Source organism: Paraburkholderia sp. J11-2, assembly GCF_905220185.1.
Lineage (GTDB): Bacteria > Pseudomonadota > Gammaproteobacteria > Burkholderiales > Burkholderiaceae > Paraburkholderia.
On record NZ_CAJMYY010000029.1, the window covers coordinates 97338 to 118663 of the forward strand.

Genomic DNA, 21326 nt, shown 5'->3' on the forward strand with positions numbered 1-21326 from the left:
GGTCAACTCCGGAAAACTGCAGATTCACACGCTCATTTTCATTTCGCTTCGCGCTCGGCAAGCGCCGGGGGCGGTGGGGCGGCTGTCCATTCGTCGCCTTCGACTTCCGGCTCGGCGAAAGCCGCCATGTTGGCGTAATGCAGTTCGACGTCCTCACGATAGAACGTTGCGGCAAGCCCCTGTGCGAGCCGCTTCGCGCCTTCGCTGACGGCCGGGATGTCGCCCGACAGCGCGCCGTGCGAGAGCGTCGCGGGCGCGCAAAAGCAGTGAATGCGCTCGAGTCCGGGGCACGCGCCGGGTGTCTTTTCCTGGAACTCGAAGGCGGGCCCGAGGTCGGGCGAATCGGCAAGCTCAATGTCATCGTCGCCTGCGGGCGGCGCGTAGCGGTCCTTCCACGCGCGCACGTGGCGGGCGAACGGCGCGAATTCGGGGCGGCTCGCCAGATCGATACGGAAGCCTGTTGCGAACACGAGAAAGTCCAGCACGAAGACACCCTTCGGGGTGCTTACGTACAGTTCGTCGTCCACCTGCTCGATGCCGGTGACTGGCGCACCGAGGTTGAAGCGGGCGTTGGCGTGGCGCGACACGCGCAACGTACTGCCGCGCGGCGGCGGCACCTGCTGCACGTTGATGTAGTGGCGGATGCGCCATTTCCAGTCATCGGCAAGCGCGACATGGCCGTGCGTGAGGCCCGGATTACCCGCGCCTTTGCCTTTATTGATGCGCGGGATGTCCGCGCGGCGAATCAGCAGATCGACCGACGCTGCACCCGCTTCGAGCGCCGTTGCCGCGCTGTCCATGGCCGACGCACCCGCGCCGACAACGCCTACGCGCTTGCCGCGCAGCGTGCCGTAGTCCAGCACATCGGAAGAGTGGGCATAGAAGCGGCGCGGCAGATCACGCGCGAATGCAGGTACGGAAGGCCCACCCAGGCCGTCGCGGCCCGTCGCGAGGACAACGTGGCGCGCAAACACAGTCTCGCTGCCGCCGGGGCTCGTGACAGACAGCGCCACGCCGCCGTCCGCGCGCGGCGTGATTGCGGTGACCCGGTGTTCGTTGCGCACATCGATGTCGAGTACATCGCGATACCAGCGCAGATAGTCCATCCATTGCAGGCGCGGGATCTTGTCGAGCGCCTCCCACGCCTCGCCGCCGAACTGCGCTTCGAACCACGCGCGGAACGTGAGCGAGGGCAGGCCGAGCGCGGGGCCCGTGAGCTGCTTCGGAGAACGGAGCGTTTCCATGCGCGCGGTGGTGGCCCATGGGCCTTCGAAGCCGCGCGGCGACTGATCGTAGATGACGGCGTCGATGCCGAGATGGTCGAGCGCGGCGGCGAGCGCAAGCCCAGCCATACCGCCGCCGACAATCGCCACATTGACCACGGGGCGGCCGTCGTGGGTGCGCTCGGGAATCCAGCGCTTCGGGGGCAGTTCGAGCCACGCGAGATCTTCGCGCAGGCGGGCTTCGAGCGCGGCGAGACCAGCGGACGGTGGAGTGGTCGGATTCATTACGGCAAGGATTCCTTGTTGGCAGGCAGGTCGCCATAGAGCGACTGCAGGACTTGGGCGTGCTCGGCGCTCGCGCGCAGCGTGAAATCGGGCAGCACGGCGCGCGCTGCGTCGGCGAGCGCGTCGATGAGCGTCGCGGCCACGGGGGGCAGCGCGATCGCGTCGCGCGAGATCACGCCAAAGAAGTACGGAATGTCGGCGTCGATCGTGCGGATCGCCACGCCGGCAAGCGGCATGCCGTAGGCCGTGACCGGTTCGAGCACCGAGATGCCGAGTCCGGCGCGAACCGCGGTCAGCGCGTTCATCGACGAATTCGTTTCGATCAGACCGGCTGGCGTGACGTCGGCTTGCGCGAACGCGTGGTCGAGGCGGCGGCGCAGGCGATAGGGGTTCTGCATCGTGACGATGCGCCGGCCCGCGCAGGCCGAAAGCGGCAGCCGGTCATGGCGCGCGAGGGGATCGTCGTCGCGCAGCGCGGCCACGCACGCGGATTGCCCGATCCAGTGCACGACCACGCCGCGGTGCTCGAGCGGCAGGCTCGCCACGCCAATGTCCGCCGCGCCGGTCAAGACATCGTGCACGACCTGCTCGGGGGGCAGGCTGCGCAGCTGGATCGTCTGCGCGGCGCCCGCGAGTTCGGTGCGCGCGAGCGCTGCGGGCACGAGGCCGGCGGCGAGCGCGGAAGTGGCGGCGATGCGCAGCGGCCGGGTTTCGCCGCGGCCGATCTCGCCGGCGCGCTTCTGGATCTGATGAACGCCCGTCAGCACGTGCTCGACGTCCTCGTAGAGCTGGATGCCTTGCTCGGTGGGCGTGACGCGCGGGCCATTGCGCGTGAACAGCGGATAGCCGACCTCGGTTTCGAGCTCCTGGATCAGCCGCGTGATCGCGGGCTGCGAGCGCCCCAGCAAACGGCCGGCGGCGGTGACGCTGCCGGTCGTGATCACTGCGGCGAAGGCTTCGAGCTGGCGTAGTTCCATCTTCCGTGGGTGTCCGGGCGCGTAAGAATTCAGAATTCGCATTCTTACGCGTTCAGAATGCGTTTTACAAATAATGGATTTTTATATCGTTATTCCGGCGCAGCGAAAGAGGGGTTTGCCCTAACGTGGCTTTTCGCGAGCGCGCAGAGCTGGCGATGTTTCATGGGAGCAGCGGTCCGCGCCTTGGGGCGACCTTGCCGGCGGGGTTCGGTGCCGTCTCTGACGCCTACGCGCGGGCGCTGCTGGAGAGTGAGCACGGCCCGGCGCAGGGATGCCATATGGAAACGATGCCGGAGGACGCGCACAAGGTTGTCTCGGCCGTAAGCACAGTCGCAATCCGTCATCAGACGCTAAGGATTCCTGATATTGAGAGCTGGCCCACTACGCGTTCACTGGTTCCCATCAACATGACGACGAACCCGCGAGTCCCGTTCCGGACGCGGCCCGCGATTTAGACAGTATTACGAGGGCGCGAGCCAACGCCTGGATATTTGCAGACATTCATTTATCGGGGCTTAGGAAGCATGCACAAAAGCGAGGCGCATAAATGTTGGCAAACCAACCATCTGCATTCCGCTGTCTGTGAAGACAGCCAATTTGTCGAAAAGAGACATAACATGCAGCTGACAAAATGGTGAACGCCGGTTTATCCACTCACCGAGCGTTCCCTTCTAAAACCGGCTAGTCTTTACGCGTGCGCACAATTCCTGAATCTTCGTGCGTGATCCGGTCTCTATCGGGATCGTGCGGCGCTCTGGAAGCCGGATACGCACGATGCCTCGTGGCAAAGACTGTCTTTCGATTGCCGTCACAGGGTCCGCTCCGGTGACGCTGACAAGGAGACTGGCATGCGAGGTGCTGGCCGTGCGTTTGTCCCTTTGCTGATTGCAACGCTCGCGCTTTCCGCTTGCGAGGCCCCAACTTCGGGCTCCACCTTTACGCCTGCACAGGCGCAGCAGGTGATGGTGGTCGAGCTCGGTGTCGTTGAAAACGTGAGGCCCGTCTCGATCCAGCCGGGCCCGACCGGCATTGGTGCGATAACCGGCGGCGCGCTCGGCGGTATCGCGGCAGGCAGCAACATCGGGCGCGGCACGGGTTCGGTTGCGGCGGGCATCGGCGGCGCCGTGCTGGGCGGCGCGGCAGGCAATGCCGTGGAGCAGCGCGTCACGCAGCGCGCGGGCCTCGAAATCGTGGTGCGTCTGGATTCGGGGCAACTGATGTCGGTGGTTCAGGATGCGGATCAGCAGTTCGTGCCGGGCGACCGTGTGCGTGTCCTGCTCGGCAACAACTCGGTGCGCGTGACCCGATGAAGTGAACGCAGGTGCGGTTGGTCTCTCGATAACGCGAAGTTCCGGACAAAGCGAGGAAACCGATGGCCGATACCGGGCAGAAGATGAGTCGCGTGCCGTTGGCCGCTGCACTTGACCGCAATGCTAGCCGGGGGCATCGCGGGCGCCGCGATCGGCAGTTGTGTTGGCAACGTTTCGTACTGGGTGCCGATCAAGGCCATGCCGGGCGTATTTTTCCCCGCTTTCGGCGACAGCAACACGGTCACGACTATCGTCGTGGCTTCGATTGCTATCCGGCTGTTTCGCTTTCTCATTCTGCGCGGCGTGAAGCAGGCCGCTTTCATCAACACCATCGCGACGTTCGCCACCCGGATCATTTCGATCAGGGTGTTCATCGTCTAGCACTTTTCGTATTCAGGTACGACGCCTTCCGATCTCCCTCGAGCGGTGCGCGGAGAACGTGCGCGCGATGGGCTAGCGCTTGAATCGTTTTGTTTTCGGATGGATACCCCGGCGCGCCCGGCAAGGCGGCAACAAGGCGCGAAGTCATTTCAGGGTGGACGCGGGCAGCCGCTCCAGGGATTCAGAGGAATACGCCAGTGTGTGCGAATCATGCTACGGGTCGAGCGGTTTCCCTGCCTTTGGCCGTGACGCTGAGTGCGGTGCTGTGCGTATTGGCGGCAGGCTCACTGACGGGCTGCCGTAAAGGCGAAGAAGCGCCGGTGACGGAGGTCCGCCCGGTACGCGCCGTCAGGGTGGAAAAGCAGGAGGCGGGAACCACTATCTCCTTGACCGGAAGGTTGCAGGCGCAGGCCGAGATCAACCAGTCGTTCCGTATCGACGGAAGAATGACGTCCCGCAACGTCGATGTCGGGGACCGCGTGCGGGCGGGCCAGGTGCTGGCGCGGCTCGACCGGATGAACGAGGAAAGCAGCCTGCAGTCCGCGCGGGCGCAACTGGCCGCGGCCCAGGCACAAGCCCTGGAAGCGCGCACCATGTTCACCCGCATGCGCGATCTGCTTGCGGAGCATGCCGTGTCGCGCGCTTCGTTCGAACAATCGGAAGCGATGGCGAAGATCACCCAGTCGCAAGTCGATTCGGCGCAGTCGTTGGTCAGCATCGCGCAGAACCGGCTCAGCTACACCGATCTGGTTTCCGACGTTGCGGGCGTGGTCACGGCGCGCGGGGCGGAGCCGGGCGAGGTGGTTCCGGCTGGCCGCATGGTCGTGCAGATCGCTCGCGAAGGCGCGGTGGATGCCGTATTCGACGTGCCCGCCGCGATCAAGGATGTCGCGCCTGGCAATCCCGACATTGTCATCGCGCTTGCCAGCAACCCTGAGATCACCGCCGTTGGTAAGGTACGCGAAGTATCGCCGCGCGCCGATCCGGTGACCGGAACCTTTGCGGTCCGGGTTCAGGTTCTCAATCCACCGGCTGCCATGCGCCTTGGCAGCACGGTCATTGGCCACATGACGCTGCAGCGCGCGCCGGCCATCGAAATTCCCTCGAGCGCGCTGATCCAGCCCGGCGGCAAACCGGCAGTCTGGGTGATCGATACGAAGACGGGGACGGTTTCGGTGCGTGAGGTCGAGCTTCAGGCGTATGGCGAGGACCGCGTTCAGGTTTCCCAGGGCCTCGCCACCGGCGACGTGGTCGTGACTGCCGGTGTTCAGGCATTGCGGCCGGGACAAAAAATTAACTGGACCGAGGCTCCCAGGTGATTGGCCCGAATCTCTCCGAGTGGGCGCTTTCGAAGCGCCCCCTGGTGGTGTTCCTGATGATCGCCGCACTGGTGGCGGGAACGCTGTCATTCTTGCGGTTGGGGCGTGCCGAAGATCCGGTTTTTACCTTTCGCACCATGATCGTGGCCGCCGCGTGGCCGGGCGCGACAGTCGACGACACCCTCTCGCAGGTCACCGAGCGGCTCGAGCGCACGTTGCAGGAGACCCGCCATCTCGATCGCATACGCAGCTATACGACAGCGGGCCAGACGACGATCTTCGTCGATCTTCTGCAATCCACGCCGCCCTCCGAGGTCCAGAACATCTGGTACCAGGTGCGCAAGAACGTGGACGACATGAGGCTAACGCTCCCGGCCGGCACGCTCGGGCCGTTCTTCAACGACGACTTCGGCGACACCTACGGCATCATCTACGGCTTCACCGCCGACGGCTACAACATGCGCGAGTTGCGCGATCACGTCGAGGCGATCCGCTCGCGCCTGCTGCTCGTGCCCGACGTGTCGAAGATCGAGGTGCTGGGCGCGCAGGACGAACAGATCTACATCGAGTTCTCGACCACGCGTCTTGCGGGCTTGCGCCTGGATTACCCGACCATCGTCGCGGCATTGAGAGCGCAAAATCTCATCAGGCCGACCGGCGTCCTGCAAACCGGGCAGGAGCGGGTGTTCTTCAGGGTGACGGGCGCCTTCGATTCCGAACGCGACATCGAGGATGTCAACCTGGTGCTCGGCGGTCGCATCGTTCGCCTCGGCGACATCGCCACCGTGAGGCGCGGCTTCGCCGATCCTCCGCAGCCGATGTTCCGTGTGAACGGTAAGCCGGCCATCGGTCTCGCGATTGCGATGCGCGATTCGGGCGACATCCTCGCGCTCGGCCACAACCTGAAGGCCGAGATGGCCGACGCCACCGCGAACCTGCCCGCCGGCATCGAGCCGTTCCTCGTCGCCAATCAGTCGGATACTGTCGATGTCGCGATCAACGACTTCATGGCGTCGCTTTGGCAGGCCATCATCATCATCCTGGTGTGCAGCTTCCTGAGTCTGGGGGTGCGGCCCGGGACGGTGGTGGCGCTGTCGATTCCCCTCACGCTCGCGATCGTATTCGCGATCATGGACGCCGTGCATATCGACCTGCACCGGGTGTCGTTAGGGGCCCTGATCATTGCGCTGACCCTACTGGTCGACGACGCCATGACCACCGTCGACGCCATGATCAACCGGCTCGCCGCCGGCGACAGCAAGGATCAGGCCGCGACGTTCGCGTACCGCACGCTGGCCGCGCCGATGCTGATCGGCACGCTCGTGTCGATCTCCAGTTTCGTGCCGATCGGCTTCGCGAAGAGTTCGGCGGGCGAGTATACGTTTTCCATTTTTGCGGTGGTCGCGATCGCACTGCTCGCGTCGTGGTTCGGCGCGGTGATTTTCTCGCCGCTCGTCGGCGTGGTGATCCTGAAAGCGCCCAAGCCGGAGAAGGAGCCGCGCAAGCCCGGCAAGATGCTCATGGCCTATGACCGCTTTCTGCGTGGCGCGCTGCGGCTAAAGGGGTTGACGATCGCCATCACGCTCGCGGCGTTCGTGGTGTCGATCTTCCTCGTGCGGTTCGTGCCGCGGCAGTTCTTCCCCGCATCGGACCGGCCCGAACTCACGGTGGATCTGACCTTGCGCCAGAACGCTTCGATCCACGCGACCGAGGCGCAAGTCGCGCGGCTCGAAGCCATGTTGAAAAGCGATCCCGATGTCGATCACTTCAGCAGCTATGTGGGCCGCGGCGCCGTGCGCTTCATTCTCACGCTCAATGTTCAGCTGCCCAATCCGTTTTTCGCGCAGATCATTGTGGTCGCGAAGAATCTCGAAGCACGGGACCGGCTGCAATCGAAGCTGGAGAAGACGCTGAGCGACCAGTTTCCCGGCATCGTCGCGCGCGTGTCTCCGCTGGAACTGGGGCCGCCGGTGGGGTGGCCGCTGCAGTATCGCGTGTCGGGTCCCGACCCGGCGCAGGTGCGCAGGACCGCACTCGATCTGGCCGCTATCGTGGGTTCCGACGAGCGCGCGCGCCACATCAATTTCGACTGGATGGAGCCGGCCCGGCAGATCCGCATTCACATCAATCAGGATGAAGCGCGCCAGCTCGGCGTGAGTTCCGCGGCGCTCGCCGCCATCATGAATACCGTGATTACCGGCACGCCGCTCACGCAAATACGCGACGACATTTACCTCGTCAACGTCGTGGCGCGAGCGCAGGAAGAGCAGCCGCTCACGGTGCAGTCGCTGAGTACGCTGCAGGTGCCCACGCCGAGCGGCCGGATGGTGCCGCTCAGCCAGTTCGCGACGTTCACGGAGGAGCAGGAGTCGCCGCTGGTATGGCGGCGCAACCGTGTTCCGACGCTCACGGTGCGCGCCGACGTGATGCACGGCACGCTGCCGGACGATGTCGTCGCCACGCTCGCGCCGAAGATCGCCGAGTTCAGCGCGAAGCTGCCCAAGGGCTACCACGTCGCGACCGGCGGCATTTTCGAGGAAAGCGCCATTTCGCAAGCGTCGGTGTTTGCCGTGATCCCGGTGATGATCGTGCTGATGCTCACGATCATGATGGTGCTGCTGGTGAGCTTCAAGCGGCTGGCCATGGTGGTCTCGGTGATGCCATTGGGCCTGATAGGCGTGGTGCTCGCGCTGCTGATCTTCAACCGGCCGCTGGGTTTCGTCGCCATCCTGGGCATTCTCGCGTTGATCGGCATGATCGCCAAGAACGGGCTGATCCTGATCGTGCAGATCGAGACCTATCGGCAAGAGGGGATGGGTGTGCTGGAGGCCGTGGTCGCCTCGGGCACTTCGCGCATACGGCCCATGATGCTGACCTCGATCTCAACCGTGCTCGGCCTGATCCCGATCGCGCCCACCGTGTTCTGGGGCGCCATGGCCTTCGCGATCATGGGCGGGTTGCTGGTGGCGACGCTGCTGACCCTGGTGTTCCTGCCGGCGCTGTACATGGTGGTGTTCGGCAAGGAAGACCGGCCGGCATCGCATTCGGGTACGGCGAGCGGGGCGGTGTAAGCCGCGTGGGGCGGATTCCCTCCGGGGCCATCCGCCATGTTCGCGCTCGCTGGTTTTCCATAGAGGAGGCGCATCGTTCATGAGCCCACCATCGCTGCGTGCTTTCCTGCTCGACTGGCGTTCGCATTGGCGCGTCGCGCTGGCGCGCGCGCTGTGTTTTCTGGCGCTTTGGTTCATTCTGATGCCGAGCGTGAAGCCGGCCGATCTCGCGTGCGGTCTGATCGCGACGTTCATCGCGACACAGATGAGCCTGCGTCTGCAGCCTCCCGCCACAGGCATGTTGCGCCTTGGCGCCTTACTCATCTTCGCGCCGCATTTTCTCCTGCAGTCGCTGCTCGCGGGTATCGACGTAGCGCGCCGCGCATTGGACCCGCGCCTGCCTTTGCGGCCGGGCATCGTGGTCTATCGTGTCGGCTTTCCGCCGGGAACGGCCCGCAATGGGTTCGCCATCATCACGAGTCTCTTGCCAGGGTCGCTTCCGGTAGACGAGACCGCCGACGGGCTCGTCTACCACTGCCTCGACATTTCGCAGCCCGTGGCCGAGCAGCTGGCCGACGAAGAACGGCGCCTCGCCGGTGCTTTGGTGGGCGCTTCGGTCAGCGGTGAACGTCATGGCTGACGTGCTCATTGCCGTTTGCGCGCTGGTGCTGCTGATGGTGGCCGTGGGCTTGCTGAGTGTGCTGCGCGGGCCCACGCGCGCCGACCGCATGATGGCCGCGCAACTGTTCGGCACGGGAGGAATCGCGGCCTTGCTGCTGGTCGGCACGGCAAGCGGCGTCGAAGCGGTCGTGGATGTGGCGTTGACGCTCGCCGTGCTTGCGGCGTTCGCCTCGGTGGCCTTCGTCAAGGCCGATCGCCAGGCCGAAGGCGAGATCGCGAAGGAGGACCGGAAATGAAAACCGCAGCCGACGTCTTCACGATCGTTGCCATGCTGGCCGGCGTTTTCTTCTTCGTGGCCGGTACGGTCGGGCTGTTGCGGTTCCCGGACACGTACACGCGGCTGCACGCGTTGACCAAGGCCGACAATCTGGGCCTCGGCATGGTGGTGCTGGGCCTCGTGCCCCAGACCGGGCATATCGTGATCGCCCTCAAGCTGATCGTGGTCTGGCTGCTGGTGATGCTGACGTCGTCCGATGTGTCGCAGCTCATCGCGCGCGCGGCGCGCCGGCAGGAGGAGGGCCGATGATCTCCGCCATCTCCTTTGGCATCGGGATTCTGCTGCTGGCGCTCGCGCTATGGACCGTCGTGGTGCGCGATACGTTCGCCGCGGTCGCCGGGTTCATTCCTTATGGCCTGCTGCTCACGCTTGCGTGGCTCGTGCTGCGCGCGGTCGACGTCGCGTTGACCGAAGCGGCGATCGGTGCGGGTTTGACCGGCGCGCTGCTGATCCGCGCGGCTTCGCGGCTGCAGCCAACGGAAGCGGCAGCCCAGGCCGAGGAGCCGGGTCTCGCAATGCGTGTCGCGGCAGGAGCCGCCGCCACGGGCGTCGCCGTCGTGATTGCCGCTTGCCTGTGGAACTTGCCGGACCCCGCGCCAACGCTCGCGCCCGAGGTGGCGCAGCACATTCAGGCGACTGGCGTCGGCAACCCGATCACGGCGGTCCTGCTGTCGTTCCGCGCGATCGACACGCTGCTGGAAGCGATCGTGCTGCTGCTGGGCGTGGTCGGCGTCTGGTCGCTGGCGCCGGACCGCTTCTGGGGCGGCAGACCGGGACTGGCGCAGGTGGTGAGCCCCAACGACATTCTGGTGTATCTGGCGCGCGTATTGCCGCCAATAGGCGTCGTGATCGGCATCTATATTTTCTGGGTCGGCGCCGATCATCCGGGCGGCAAATTCCAGGGCGCCACGGTGATTGCCGCGATGTGGCTGCTCGTCATGATGTCCGGTCTGCGCGATGCGCCGCCGATCAGCCGGCGCTGGTTGCGCGCCGTGCTGATCCTCGGGCCGGCCGTGTTCGTCGCGCTTGGCCTGCTCGGCGCCGTCATGGCGGGCGCGCTTCTGGCGTACCCCGACGGCCGGGCGAAGCTGTGGATCATCGTCATCGAAGCCGCGCTGCTGCCTTCGCTTGCCGTGACCCTGGTCCTCCTGCTGGTCGGGCCACCCCAGCGGCCGGAGGTGAGCCCATGAACGTCTCGCAGTTGTTCGGCTTGACCGCCGCCGCCCTCGTGGGTCTCGGCCTGTACGGCCTGATCGTCAACCCGCAGCCCTTGCGCAAGGTGCTGGCCTTCAATCTCACGGGCAACGGCGTTTTTCTGGCCTGTGCCGTGATTGCACACCGTGGGGCGGGCGCGGGCATGTCCGGCGATCCGGTGCCGCAGGCGCTGCTGATCACGGCGATCGTCGTGTCGTTTGCCGCTTCCGCGCTGGCAGTCGGGCTCATGCTGCGCCGGTTCTCGGAAACGGGCTCGAATTCGCTTGCGGCGGACGGCGATGCGGCGTCGGGCCAGACGCGCAATTCGGAGGCCACGTGACGACGCTCGCGCCCACGGCGCAGTCGACGCCGGGCGGCCTGCTGCTCGCGCTCGCCATTCTGTTGCCGTTCGCCGGGATGATGGCCGGTCTCGCGCTCGGCGGCCGCCACGCGCAACGCGTGGCCTGGGTGACGATTGCCCTCGGTTTCGGCGTCGTGCTGGAGATTGCGGCCAGGCTGCTGGTATCGGGCGACGCATTGCGATATCTGCTGGGCGGCTGGTCGCCGCCCCTGGGCGTCGTGCTGCGCGCGGACGGCCTCTCGGTCTGCATGATGGTGGTGGTCGCCGTGGTGGTGGGCGCGGTGGCCATTTACGCGAATGGCGATTTCGGCACGCCGTCCGGCACGAGCGAGGCGCGCGCGCCGCTGGCATTCTGGCTGCTGCTGCTCGCGGTATGGGGGGCGCTCAATCTGGTCTTCGTCAGCGGAGACATTTTCACGCTCTACGTCGCGCTCGAACTGCTGACTTTTGCCGGCGTTCCCCTCGTGTCGCTCGATGGCCGCGCCGAAACGTTACAGGCCGCGCTGCGTTATCTGCTGTACGCGCTGATCGGTTCGATGCTGTATCTGCTGGGTGTTTTTCTGCTGTATGGCGCCTACGGCACGCTCGACATCGCGCTGCTTGCGGCGAGGATCGGCGCTCAGCCGCTGGCCTGGACTGCGTTGGCGCTGATGACGGCAGGCATGCTCGCCAAAACCGCGCTTTTTCCGCTGCATCTGTGGCTGCCGCCAGCGCACGCGGGCGCGCCCGCCGCCGCCAGCGCGCTGCTGTCCGCGTTGGTCATCAAGGGATCGTGGTTCGTGGTGGTGCGGTTGTGGCTCGATGTCTTCGCCGGCATCGTGAGCGCATCCAGCGCGCAACTGCTGGCGGGACTCGGCGCGATGGCGATCCTCTTCGGCAACGTGGTGGCGCTGCGCCAGGCGCGGCTGAAGCTCCTGATCGCATACTCGACGGTTGCGCAGATCGGCTACCTGTTCCTGCTGTTTCCGCTCGCCGCGCAGCACGAAGGCGCCCGCGCCGTCACGGGCGGCCTGTTGCAGGCCATCTCGCACGCGAGCGCCAAAGCGGCCATGTTCCTCGCGGCGGGGCTGATTTATAGCACGCTGGGTCACGACCGCCTGGCCGACCTGCGCGGCGCGGCCCGCGCCTTGCCCATGACGTTGACGGCATTCGCGCTGGCCGGCGCGACGCTGATCGGCTTGCCGCCTTCCGGCGGCTTTCTGGCCAAGTGGCTGCTGATGTCGGCGGCGCTCGCGACGGGGCAATGGTGGTGGGCGCTGGTGATGCTGGCGGGCGGCCTGCTCACGAGCGTCTACGTCTTCATGGTGGTGGTGCGCGCGATGGAGCCCGCCGCGCCCGGCTGGTCGCCGCAACGGCAGGTGCCCCGTTACCAGCAGCTCGCGGTGCTCGGCCTCGCAACGTGTTCGTTCCTGCTTGGCCTCGCCGTGCTGCTGCCGGTCGACGTGGCGCAGATTGGCCGCACCGTGATGCCGCAGGCGGGGTTGCCATGAACATGTCCCAAGGTCTGCTCGCCGCCGCCATCGGCTTGCCATTGCTGATGCTGCTGCTTTGCGCTTGCGCGCCTGTTCGCAGGCGCTTGCCGTCGTGGTTCGCGATCGCTGCGCTGCCTGCGCTGGCGGCGGCAGTCGGGGCGGGGCAGAGCGAAACGCTGACGCTCGGCCACAGCCGGTTCGCCCTGCGTTTCGCGCTCGATACGCCGGGCGCGTTGCTGCTCGGCACGGCGGCGCTGTTGTGGTTCTTCGCCGGCATCTACGCCGCGCGATATGTACGCGGCCGCGAAGATATCGATGGTTTTGTCGTCTGCTGGTTCATGGCCTTGACCGGCAGCGTGGGCGTGTTTTTGACGGCCGATCTGCCTTGCTTCTATCTGATGCTGGCGGTATTGAGTGTCGGCGCCAGCGGGCTGGTGCTCCAGGGCGACGGACCCGAAGCACGCTATGCGGGCGCACTCTATCTTGGCGTTGCCTTGCTGGCCGAGGCCTTCGTGCTGGGCGGGCTGGTCCTGCTGGCACAGGCTACGCCCGGCGGCAGCCTGCTGATTCGCGATGCGGCTGCCGCCTTGCCGGGCTCGCCATGGCGCGATGCCACCGTGCTATTGCTGCTGGTTGGCCTCGGCATGAAGGCCGGGATGGTGCCGTTGCACTTCTGGATGCCGCACGCCTATCGCGCTGCGCCCATTCCCGCGGCAGCGGTGCTGAGCGGCGCGGTGGTCAAGGCCAGTGTGATCGCATTGGTCCGCTTTCTGCCATTCGCTTCGAACGGTGCATGGCCGCAGTTCGGCATTCCATTCGCGGCGCTGGGCATGTTCGGCGCGTTCTACGGCGTGGCGATCGGCATCACCCAGTTTCAGCCGAAGGTCGTGCTGGCGTACTCGAGCGTGAGCCAGATGGGCTTCCTGATGGCCGTCATCGGCATGGGGCTGGCCGCTGGCGATCCCGCCACCGTGCTGGCGGCCGCTTACTATGCCGCGCACCATCTGCTCGTGAAAGGCACGCTGTTTCTGGCCGTGGGCGTGGTCGCGTTGACGGGCGCCGGATCGTTGCGCCTCGTGCAGGTGCCCACGGCGATCGTCGCGCTCGGCCTCGGCGGCTTGCCGTTGACCGGCGGCTCGCTGGCCAAATACGCGGCCAAGGATCTGCTGTCCGGCGATCTGGCCAGCATGCTGGCTGCGGCGTCTTCAGCCGCAACCACGTTGCTGATGCTTCATTTCGTGCGCTGTCTCGGCGCGATGGGCACGACCCATTACAACGCGCGCGCTCCTGGGCCGCTCAGAGGCGCGTGGCTCGCAATGGTGGTGGCCTCGCTGGCCGTTCCGTGGGTGTTGTATCTGCGTATCCCGGTCGGCTCGCTACCCGAGGCCCTGGCTCCCGCGGCGCTGTGGTCCGCGCTGTGGCCGGTACTCGTTGGCGCGGCGCTCGCGATTGGCTGGAGCCGATGGGGCAAGACAGTGCCGTCCGTGCCCGTGGGCGACGTAGGCGGCCTCTTGCGCGGACTGCAACGAGGCGGCGCGCAGGCCGCACGAATCGCGGTGTGTACGGATGCATTCGTGCGTGGGTGGTCCGTGTCGTGTCTGACGCTGTTGCTCGCAGCGCTGCTGTTCGGTGGCCTGCTGGCGGTGGCGGCATGATGTGTGTGGCGCAAACGAGCGCACCGCCTGCGCCTATGCGACGCGGTCGCAGCAGAACCTGGAGTACGTCATGAGAACGCGGACGTGGACTGCGATACTTGCCGCCGCTACCAGTTGCCTGGTCGGCTGCTTTAGCGTGGGCCCAGATTACAGCCGCCCCGAGGTGCCGGTGCCCGCAACGTGGCGGGTCGATTTGCCCGCGGCCGAAGCCGTCGTGAACACGGCATGGTGGGAACAGTTCGACGATCCGGTGTTGAACGATCTGATCCAGGCCGCGCTGGAGGGCAATCTGGATGTGCGTGTCGCTGCGGCGCGTGTCGACCAGTTCATCGGCCTGTTGCGCTCGGCGCGCTCGCAGGGTCTGCCGCAAGTCGGTTATGGCGCGAACGTGAGCCGCAACCGGACCAGCGAGGTCGGGATGCCGCCGCTCTCGCCGTTGCTCGATCCCGTATTCAATCTCTATCAGGGCGCGCTGTCCGCTTCCTGGCAAATCGACCTGTTCGGCCGGGTAAGGCGCCTGACCGAAGCCGCACAGGCGCAGGTCTATGCGAGCGAACAGGCCCAGCGCGGCGTCGTGCTTTCGCTCGTGACAGGCGTAGCGACCAGCTACATCACGCTGCGCGGACTCGACCGGCAACTCGAAATTGCGCGGGCCACCGCGAATAATTTCGGCGAAACGTTGCGCATTTTCGAGCTGCGCTATCGCAAGGGCCTCGTTTCCCAGACGGAGCTTTCGCAAGTGCAGTCGCAGTACAAACTCGCGCAGTCCACGATACCGGCCATCGAGCAGCAGATTGCCATCGTGGAAAACGGCATTTCCATTCTGTTGGGGCGCAATCCTGGGCCGATTCCGCGCGGCAAGTCGGTGAGCGAGCTGGTGCTTCCCGTCATTCCGGCCGATCTGCCGTCGAGTCTGCTCGAGCGGCGGCCCGATATTCTGCAGGCCGAACAAAATCTGGTCGCCGCCAATGCGAACGTCGGCGCCGCGCGGGCGCTTTACTATCCGACCATCTCGCTAACCGGTGCGCTCGGTTCGGTCAGCACGGCCTTCGGCGACTTCCTTTCCGGGCCCGCTGCGCTCTGGTCGATCGCAGCGGGTGTGACCGGGCCGATCTTCACGGCGGGCGCGATTGGTGGTCAGGTGCAGTCGGCCGAGGCACAAAAGCGCCAGGCAGAACTGATCTACAGGCAGACCGTGCTGGGCGCGTTCAACGATACCAACAACGCGCTCGTCAGCTCACAGAACACGATCGAGCAGACCGGGCTTCAGCAGCAGCGTGTCGACGCGTTGCGCGAATACGCGCGCCTCTCGAGCCTCAAGTTCGAAGATGGCCTGATTGGCTATCTCGAAGTGCTGATCTCCGAAAACGACCTGTTCTCCGCCGAGCTCACCCTCGCCAGCCTGCAGGCCTCGCGCTATAACCAGGTGATCAGCGTGTATCAGGCCATGGGCGGTGGCTGGGTGGATATCGCCGATTCGCATACGCCCGTGTCCCTGAGCGCCGAACGAAAGGTGAGCGCCCCGCAGGGCAGGTGAATTCACACAGGCTCCCGTGACATGGTCGTGCGTTCATGGAAGTACGCCGTATGGCTCGCCGCCGCGTCGTTGCTATTGCTCTGCGGTTGCGCGACGCGGCCCGTGAACCCGCCGATCATTCAGTACGACCCGCAGCAGTTGAGCCCGTTCGACCGGCTGGAAGGCAACCGGCCCGGCAGGCAGGACATGGTCATTCTGGCCTTCTCCGGTGGCGGAATGCGTGCGGCGGCGTTTTCCTATGGAACGCTGGAGACGCTGCAGCGTATCGAAGTGACGGGCGCGTCGGGCGAGAAAATCCGCTTGCTCGATGAGGTGGATCTGATCACCGGCGTCTCCGGCGGCAGCTTCACCGCGCTGGCGTACGGGCTTTACGGCAAGCATCTGTTCGACTTCTACGAGGACCGCTTTCTCAAGCGCAACGTACAGCGCGAACTCGTCACCCGGATCCTGAACCCGGTGAACTGGCCCGCGCTGGCTTCCGCGCGCTGGAGCCGCTCCGAGCTGGCGGCAAAACTGTATGACGAAGTCCTGTTCAACAACGCGACATTCGCCGAACTCGAGCGCAAGGGCGGTCCGATGATCGCGGTCAGCGCAACGGAACTGACGACGGGGTCGCGCGTCGTGTTTCTCCAGCAGAACTTCGATGTCATGTGCGCGGATCTCGGTCCATTCAAGCTTTCGCGCGCGGCGGCGGCGTCCTCTGCCGTGCCGGTGGTTCTGGCTCCGATTACGATCAACAACTACGGCGGCACGTGTGGCTACGAGGAACCCGAGTGGAGTCACGCGCTTGCCAGAGCCGGCACGGTGCAGAGATCCGCGAGCCGTATCCTCAATCGACTGCAGGATTTGCGCGAAATCGTCGACTCGACCGAGAACCCGTATTTCCATCTCGTCGATGGCGGCATTTCCGACAATCTGGGACTCCGGGGCGTGCTGGACTTCATCGGAACATTCGAGGCGCTTCACGAAGCCGGCCAACCCGCGCCGCTCGACAACGTACGCAGGCTGATTATCTTCGTCGTGAACGCGGCGTCGTCGCCTTCGAGCAGCTGGAACCTTTCCGAACGTCCACCGGGCGCAATCCGGACGCTTGTCCAGGCTGTCGGCGTGCCGATCGATCGATTTTCCAGCGAATCCGTCGAGCTATTGCAGGACATCAAGGCGCGATGGGCGCTATTGCGCCAGATCCGCAACTCCGAGGCGTTCAGGGACAACAAGGACCCCGCGCTGGCCCGGGCCGTGGAAGCGCCCGACACCGATATCTATGTGGTCGACGTGTCATTCGATGCACTGGCCGACAAAGCCCAGCGAGACGGCCTCAATCAATTGCCGACTTCACTTGCGTTGCCGGACGAGGCAATCGATCGCTTGCGCAACGCGGCGAGCACGATCATCCTGGCCTCCCCGCAATTCCAGGCCGCCCTCAAGGCGGCAGGGGCGCGCATTGTCGACCCGCCTGAGACTGGCAAGGTCGAACCGGGCGCCGTGCCGGCAAAAAGCAAAGAGGCGGATGCGCCATAGCAACGCCCGGCGCCCCAGGACGGCGATTCACCGAAAAAAACGCGAATCTCCCATACTGTGTTCTGAAGCTGCTTCCGAGAGAAAACCAATGCTACGCACGTCGCTGAAGGTAATAAAAATAGGTGTGTCGATTCTGGTCGTGCTCGCGCTACTCGCATTGGGATTGCGGGCGTGGTCTTCGCTGCGCGGCCCGGACCTGTCGGTCTGGCACACCTACGTACCGCGCGAGATGACCGTAGAAGAGATGGACGCCGGCGACTGGGATGCGTACATGCGGGAAGAGTCGCGGCTTTTCGAGGATGTGCGCGTCAACGTCGTCGAAAAGGTCAAGGCGTCCGAGCGCGTCCCGTCGAACCGCTACTACGAAGGCTCGCCCATTTATCCAGAGCACTTCGCTCAGGACTGGAACCGCTCGTACATACTCGAACCGCCAGGGCCGCCGGTTGGTGCGGTGGTGCTGCTGCACGGCATGACGGACTCGCCCTACAGTCTGCGGCACATCGCGCGCAACTATCGCGACCGGGGCTTTGTCGCGATCGCCATCCGTTTGCCTGGACACGGAACCGTGCCTGCGGGACTGACCAACGTCACCTGGCAAGACTGGGCAGCGGCAACGCGGCTCGCGGTGCGCGAAGCGCGCCGGCGCGTGGGCCCGGACAAGCCGCTCGAACTGATCGGCTTCTCGAACGGCGGCGCGCTTGCCCTGCAATATGCGATGGACGCCATCGAGAACCCCGCGCTCACGCGTCCCACCCGGCTCGTGCTCATTTCGCCGATGATCGGCGTGACCCGTTACGCGCGGTTTGCGGGCCTCGTGGGCCTACCCGCGGTGTTGCCTGCATTCGCGCGGGCCGCCTGGCTCGGCATCGTGCCGGAATTCAACCCCTTCAAATACAACTCGTTCCCGGTGAACGCAGCGCGTCAGTCCTGGCTGCTTACCAGCACCATCCAGGACCAGATGGCGAGGCTCGAACGCGATAACCGGTTGAGTTCGCTCCCTCCCGTACTGACGTTCCAGTCGGTGACCGATTTCACAGTCAGCACGCCTGCTGTCATGTCGTCGCTGTATGACAAGCTTCCCGCAAACGGCAGTGAAATCGTGTTGTTCGACGTGAACCGCAGCGTGAGCTTCAGAACCTTCCTGCGCGTCGCGTCCTATTCCGCGCTCACGCGGTTGCTGCGCATCGGGCCGCAGAACTATCGCACCACGGTCATTGCCAACGCGTCACAGGATTCGGCTCATACGGTCGAGCGCAGTGTCGATGCCGGCGGTGTGGAAACTCATGTTCGGCCTTTGGAGATCGACTATCCGCCGGATATTTTTTCGTTATCGCATGTGGCGATTCCATTCCCCGTGACGGACGCACTCTACGGCATCAAGCCGGGCGACGACGAGAACTTCAATGTCAACCTGGGTACGCTCGCGCCGCGCGGAGAGCGCGGCACGTTGATTCTGACGCTCGACTCGATGTTCCGGATCGCATCGAATCCGTTCTTCCCGTATCTCCTGCAACGTATCGACGAGGGGATCGGCAAGATGCCCCCTCCTGTTGTCGATTCGCCGAAGCGCACTCACGAGACCGCTGCCGGGAAGCCGGAAGACCCCGCAGAGGAGTTGAAGGAACTCGAGCAGGCCGGCGGCGATTACGACGAGCCGTAACCGATCCCGCCAACCTTGTTACCGGGCCCGGATTGTCCGATCATACGGGGAGGGTGCGCAAGCGCCTGTCGAGTGTGACGTCATACCCGGAGACGAGCTCCGTGAACATTCCCCGATTGCTGCTTGGCAGCATCCTGCTTTTCGTGGTGGGCACGGCGCTGCAGCTGGTATGGCCGCTCGCGCAGCCGGCGTCGTATCACCACTTCGCGGACCAACGCGCGCTGGGCTCGATACCGCATGCGGCGGACGTGCTGTCGAATCTCGTCATTCTGGCGGCCGGGGCCGCCTGCCTCGGCTGGGCGCAGCGAAACGCGTACCCGCAGAATCGGCAGCCGCCAAAATTCCCCGGCATGGTCGTCGCCGGATTCGGGCTCGTGCTAACGGCAATCGGGTCGGCCTACTATCACTGGGCGCCTTCCGACGCGACGCTCGTATGGGATCGCCTGCCGATGACGATCGTCTTCGCCGGCATCCTGGCGATGCTCTGGACGTCGAACACCGGGCAGCGCGTGGGCTGGGTACCGTTGCTGATCATGGTTGCCGTGTCACTAGGCACGATCGCTTACTGGCTCGCGCTCAACAGCCTGTGGCCATACGCGATCCTGCAGTTCGGCGGCCTCATGTTCATCGTCGGCCTGACGCTCACGCGCAAGGTGGACAGCGTGTTGGGCTGGACAATGGTGATCGTTTTCTACGGGGTGGCAAAGATCTTCGAGAGCCTTGACTGGCAGGTGTGGGAGCTCACGCATCATGTGCTCGCCGGGCATGCGCTGAAACATGTGTCGAGCGGCCTCGCCGGTGCCGCGCTCATTCTGGTGGCGAACGCCGCACCGCGCTTCGCGGCAGGCACGGTCGCACCGAACGCAGCGATCGACCATTCCCGCACGCCGCGCTGACGTGTCCGGCCTGCAAAGTTTCCGATAGCCGCCACAATAGCGCTGAATACGAAGCGAAAGTCTACTGCCGCGACGCCACCCGCACGAACGCAAACACGAGTGCGAGCACAACGACAATCACGCCCGTGGCAACGACCAGACGATCGGCTAGCAAGCGGCGCATGGTGGTTCTCCTACACGAAGCTGTAGCGTTCGGAGTGATACCGGGCAATTGGCACCTTCATGTTGCCCAGCGCGGTTTCGATGGCGTCCATCATGACATCCGGCCCGCAAATGAAGTACTCGTGGTCCGTGTACTCGGGCGGCAGGTGACGCCTGAACAGGTCCGCGTCGATGCGGCCGGTTTCGCCGGTCCAGCCCGGGTGAGCCTCCGAGAGAACATAGACGACCTTCAGATCGAGCCGCTCCTTCAACGCGTCCAGCTCTTCGCGGAACGTCAGCGATTCCCAGTCCTTGCTGCCATAGAGCAGCACCAGCGGACGCTTGTCGCCGCGGTCGGCAAGCGTGCGGATCATGCTCATCATCGGCGTGATGCCGATGCCGCCCGCGATCAGCACATGCATATCCGTCGGATTGCCGATCGTGAACGCGCCATACGGGCCGTCGAGATACACGCGCTGCCCGGCCGTGACCGTTTTGACAGCGCTAGTGAAGTCGCCCAGATTGCGAATCGTCATTTCGACGCGCCCGTCCGGCGCCTGGGCGCTCGACGAGAACGAAAACGGGTGCCCGGTGATGCGGAAGGGGCTGGCCCATAGCGTCAGCCAGCCGAACTGGCCCGGCTTGAAACGAAACCCTGCGTGACCTTCGGGCTGCATGACGAGCGTGGTGGTGTCGCCGCGTTCGCTGCGGACCTCGACGACGCGATAGGGCCTGCGCAGCATGAAGAGCGGCTTGACGATGCGCACGTAGAGCAGCAACGCGATCCAGAAGATCGTCATGCCGATCCACAGAATCCGTTTGAACGGATCGGCGAGGTAGAAGCCCCAGCCGACCATGTGCAGCATGCCCGCACCGATTGCGGTTAGCGCGAGCACGATATGCGACCGATGCCACGTCTCGTAGCGGATTTTCAGCTGCTTGCGCCACAGGGCGGTTACCACGAGCACGACAAGCGCGCCAATCGACAGGACCGCGAAGCGGGCGCCCCAGGGGATATCCCGGATCGAGTCCGGCATCGCGAGCGATTCCGAGCGGATGGCGATCAGGATCAGCGGATGCGCCGCGACGAGACCCACGGCCAGCAGCGAGACACGCCGATGAAAGTGATAGATGACGTCCTCGCCCCACGGTTCAGTGACGTGCCGAAAGCGGGCGGTGAGGCCGAATTGCAGACCCATCATCGCAAGTCCGGAATAGCCGAGCGCCACCGAAAACTCAGTGCCGAAATTCCGCGCGGGCGGCAGATTGCCCACGAGCAGCGCGAAAAGCGGAGCGAGAATGAAAAGCAGATAGATGGCCGACCAGATGGCTTTGCGCACGAGATCGCGAGCATTCATGAAACCCCCTCTACGTCAGGCCCTGCCT

Annotated in this window: 18 protein-coding genes; 15 read left to right on the top strand and 3 right to left on the bottom strand. The window is 65.0% G+C overall.

What is annotated here, in order from left to right; all coding sequences use genetic code 11:
• Positions 1–38: 38 nt before the first annotated feature.
• Both U5A57_RS32650 and U5A57_RS32655 read right to left on the bottom strand, forming a co-directional pair.
• Positions 39–1508, bottom strand: a complete 1470-nt coding sequence (locus U5A57_RS32650) for an NAD(P)/FAD-dependent oxidoreductase (RefSeq protein WP_321915810.1) — start codon at positions 1506–1508, stop codon at positions 39–41.
• Positions 1508–2485, bottom strand: coding sequence for a LysR family transcriptional regulator (locus U5A57_RS32655; protein ID WP_321915811.1), 978 nt, complete (start codon positions 2483–2485; stop codon positions 1508–1510). The genes U5A57_RS32650 and U5A57_RS32655 overlap by 1 nt, the downstream gene beginning before the upstream one ends.
• Positions 2486–3333: 848 nt before the next feature.
• On the opposite strand from U5A57_RS32655, the gene U5A57_RS32660 reads away from it, so the two are divergent.
• From U5A57_RS32660 to U5A57_RS32730, 15 genes are all read left to right on the top strand, one after another.
• On the top strand, positions 3334–3795 hold the full coding sequence (locus tag U5A57_RS32660) for a hypothetical protein (RefSeq protein ID WP_321915812.1): 462 nt from the start codon (positions 3334–3336) through the stop codon (positions 3793–3795).
• 120 nt (positions 3796–3915) lie between these two features.
• Positions 3916–4176: a hypothetical protein gene (locus U5A57_RS32665; RefSeq protein WP_321915813.1), complete on the top strand. Its 261-nt coding sequence runs from the start codon at positions 3916–3918 to the stop codon at positions 4174–4176.
• A 245-nt stretch (positions 4177–4421) separates the two neighbouring features.
• Positions 4422–5495, top strand: coding sequence for an efflux RND transporter periplasmic adaptor subunit (locus U5A57_RS32670; RefSeq protein ID WP_321915838.1), 1074 nt, complete (start codon positions 4422–4424; stop codon positions 5493–5495).
• Positions 5492–8566 (top strand): efflux RND transporter permease subunit, encoded by a 3075-nt coding sequence (locus U5A57_RS32675; RefSeq protein ID WP_321915814.1) that lies wholly within the window; start codon positions 5492–5494, stop codon positions 8564–8566. Before U5A57_RS32670 ends, U5A57_RS32675 begins: the two co-directional genes overlap by 4 nt.
• A gap of 79 nt (positions 8567–8645) precedes the next feature.
• Entirely contained in the window at positions 8646–9185 is a 540-nt protein-coding gene (locus U5A57_RS32680) for a Na+/H+ antiporter subunit E (RefSeq protein WP_321915815.1), read from the top strand.
• A complete protein-coding gene (locus U5A57_RS32685; protein ID WP_321915816.1) occupies positions 9178–9462 on the top strand; it encodes a monovalent cation/H+ antiporter complex subunit F in 285 nt (94 codons plus the stop codon). Before U5A57_RS32680 ends, U5A57_RS32685 begins: the two co-directional genes overlap by 8 nt.
• A complete protein-coding gene (gene mnhG, locus U5A57_RS32690) occupies positions 9459–9752 on the top strand; it encodes a monovalent cation/H(+) antiporter subunit G (RefSeq protein ID WP_321915817.1) in 294 nt (97 codons plus the stop codon). Before U5A57_RS32685 ends, mnhG begins: the two co-directional genes overlap by 4 nt.
• Positions 9749–10693 carry a hydrogenase subunit MbhD domain-containing protein gene (locus tag U5A57_RS32695; protein WP_321915818.1) on the top strand — a complete coding sequence of 315 codons (945 nt, stop codon included), beginning with the start codon at positions 9749–9751 and terminating at the stop codon, positions 10691–10693. Before mnhG ends, U5A57_RS32695 begins: the two co-directional genes overlap by 4 nt.
• On the top strand, positions 10690–11037 hold the full coding sequence (locus U5A57_RS32700) for an NADH-quinone oxidoreductase subunit K (protein ID WP_321915819.1): 348 nt from the start codon (positions 10690–10692) through the stop codon (positions 11035–11037). The genes U5A57_RS32695 and U5A57_RS32700 overlap by 4 nt, the downstream gene beginning before the upstream one ends.
• Positions 11034–12548: a complex I subunit 5 family protein gene (locus U5A57_RS32705; RefSeq protein ID WP_321915820.1), complete on the top strand. Its 1515-nt coding sequence runs from the start codon at positions 11034–11036 to the stop codon at positions 12546–12548. Before U5A57_RS32700 ends, U5A57_RS32705 begins: the two co-directional genes overlap by 4 nt.
• Positions 12545–14185, top strand: a complete 1641-nt coding sequence (locus U5A57_RS32710; protein WP_321915821.1) for a proton-conducting transporter membrane subunit — start codon at positions 12545–12547, stop codon at positions 14183–14185. Before U5A57_RS32705 ends, U5A57_RS32710 begins: the two co-directional genes overlap by 4 nt.
• Positions 14186–14255: 70 nt before the next feature.
• Positions 14256–15722, top strand: coding sequence for an efflux transporter outer membrane subunit (locus tag U5A57_RS32715; protein ID WP_321915822.1), 1467 nt, complete (start codon positions 14256–14258; stop codon positions 15720–15722).
• Between the two features lie 21 nt (positions 15723–15743).
• Positions 15744–17243 carry a patatin-like phospholipase family protein gene (locus U5A57_RS32720; RefSeq protein WP_321915823.1) on the top strand — a complete coding sequence of 500 codons (1500 nt, stop codon included), beginning with the start codon at positions 15744–15746 and terminating at the stop codon, positions 17241–17243.
• Between the two features lie 88 nt (positions 17244–17331).
• A complete protein-coding gene (locus tag U5A57_RS32725; protein WP_321915824.1) occupies positions 17332–18903 on the top strand; it encodes an alpha/beta hydrolase in 1572 nt (523 codons plus the stop codon).
• 101 nt (positions 18904–19004) lie between these two features.
• Positions 19005–19799, top strand: coding sequence for a hypothetical protein (locus tag U5A57_RS32730; protein ID WP_321915825.1), 795 nt, complete (start codon positions 19005–19007; stop codon positions 19797–19799).
• Positions 19800–19972: 173 nt separating this feature from the next.
• On the opposite strand, the gene U5A57_RS32735 is transcribed toward U5A57_RS32730, so the two are convergent.
• Entirely contained in the window at positions 19973–21298 is a 1326-nt protein-coding gene (locus U5A57_RS32735) for a ferric reductase-like transmembrane domain-containing protein (RefSeq protein WP_321915826.1), read from the bottom strand.
• Between the last annotated feature and the right edge of the window lie 28 nt (positions 21299–21326).

Bases quoted from the DNA above. Each gene is read 5' to 3' on its own strand.
- U5A57_RS32650 (WP_321915810.1), bottom strand. From the start codon at position 1,508: ATGAATCCGACCACTCCACCGTCCGCTGGTCTCGCCGCGCTCGAAGCC.
- U5A57_RS32655 (WP_321915811.1), bottom strand. From the start codon at position 2,485: ATGGAACTACGCCAGCTCGAAGCCTTCGCCGCAGTGATCACGACCGGC.
- U5A57_RS32660 (WP_321915812.1), top strand. From the start codon at position 3,334: ATGCGAGGTGCTGGCCGTGCGTTTGTCCCTTTGCTGATTGCAACGCTC.
- U5A57_RS32665 (WP_321915813.1), top strand. From the start codon at position 3,916: ATGCTAGCCGGGGGCATCGCGGGCGCCGCGATCGGCAGTTGTGTTGGC.
- U5A57_RS32680 (WP_321915815.1), top strand. From the start codon at position 8,646: ATGAGCCCACCATCGCTGCGTGCTTTCCTGCTCGACTGGCGTTCGCAT.
- U5A57_RS32685 (WP_321915816.1), top strand. From the start codon at position 9,178: ATGGCTGACGTGCTCATTGCCGTTTGCGCGCTGGTGCTGCTGATGGTG.
- mnhG (WP_321915817.1), top strand. From the start codon at position 9,459: ATGAAAACCGCAGCCGACGTCTTCACGATCGTTGCCATGCTGGCCGGC.
- U5A57_RS32695 (WP_321915818.1), top strand. From the start codon at position 9,749: ATGATCTCCGCCATCTCCTTTGGCATCGGGATTCTGCTGCTGGCGCTC.
- U5A57_RS32700 (WP_321915819.1), top strand. From the start codon at position 10,690: ATGAACGTCTCGCAGTTGTTCGGCTTGACCGCCGCCGCCCTCGTGGGT.
- U5A57_RS32710 (WP_321915821.1), top strand. From the start codon at position 12,545: ATGAACATGTCCCAAGGTCTGCTCGCCGCCGCCATCGGCTTGCCATTG.
- U5A57_RS32715 (WP_321915822.1), top strand. From the start codon at position 14,256: ATGAGAACGCGGACGTGGACTGCGATACTTGCCGCCGCTACCAGTTGC.
- U5A57_RS32720 (WP_321915823.1), top strand. From the start codon at position 15,744: ATGGTCGTGCGTTCATGGAAGTACGCCGTATGGCTCGCCGCCGCGTCG.
- U5A57_RS32725 (WP_321915824.1), top strand. From the start codon at position 17,332: ATGCTACGCACGTCGCTGAAGGTAATAAAAATAGGTGTGTCGATTCTG.
- U5A57_RS32735 (WP_321915826.1), bottom strand. From the start codon at position 21,298: ATGAATGCTCGCGATCTCGTGCGCAAAGCCATCTGGTCGGCCATCTAT.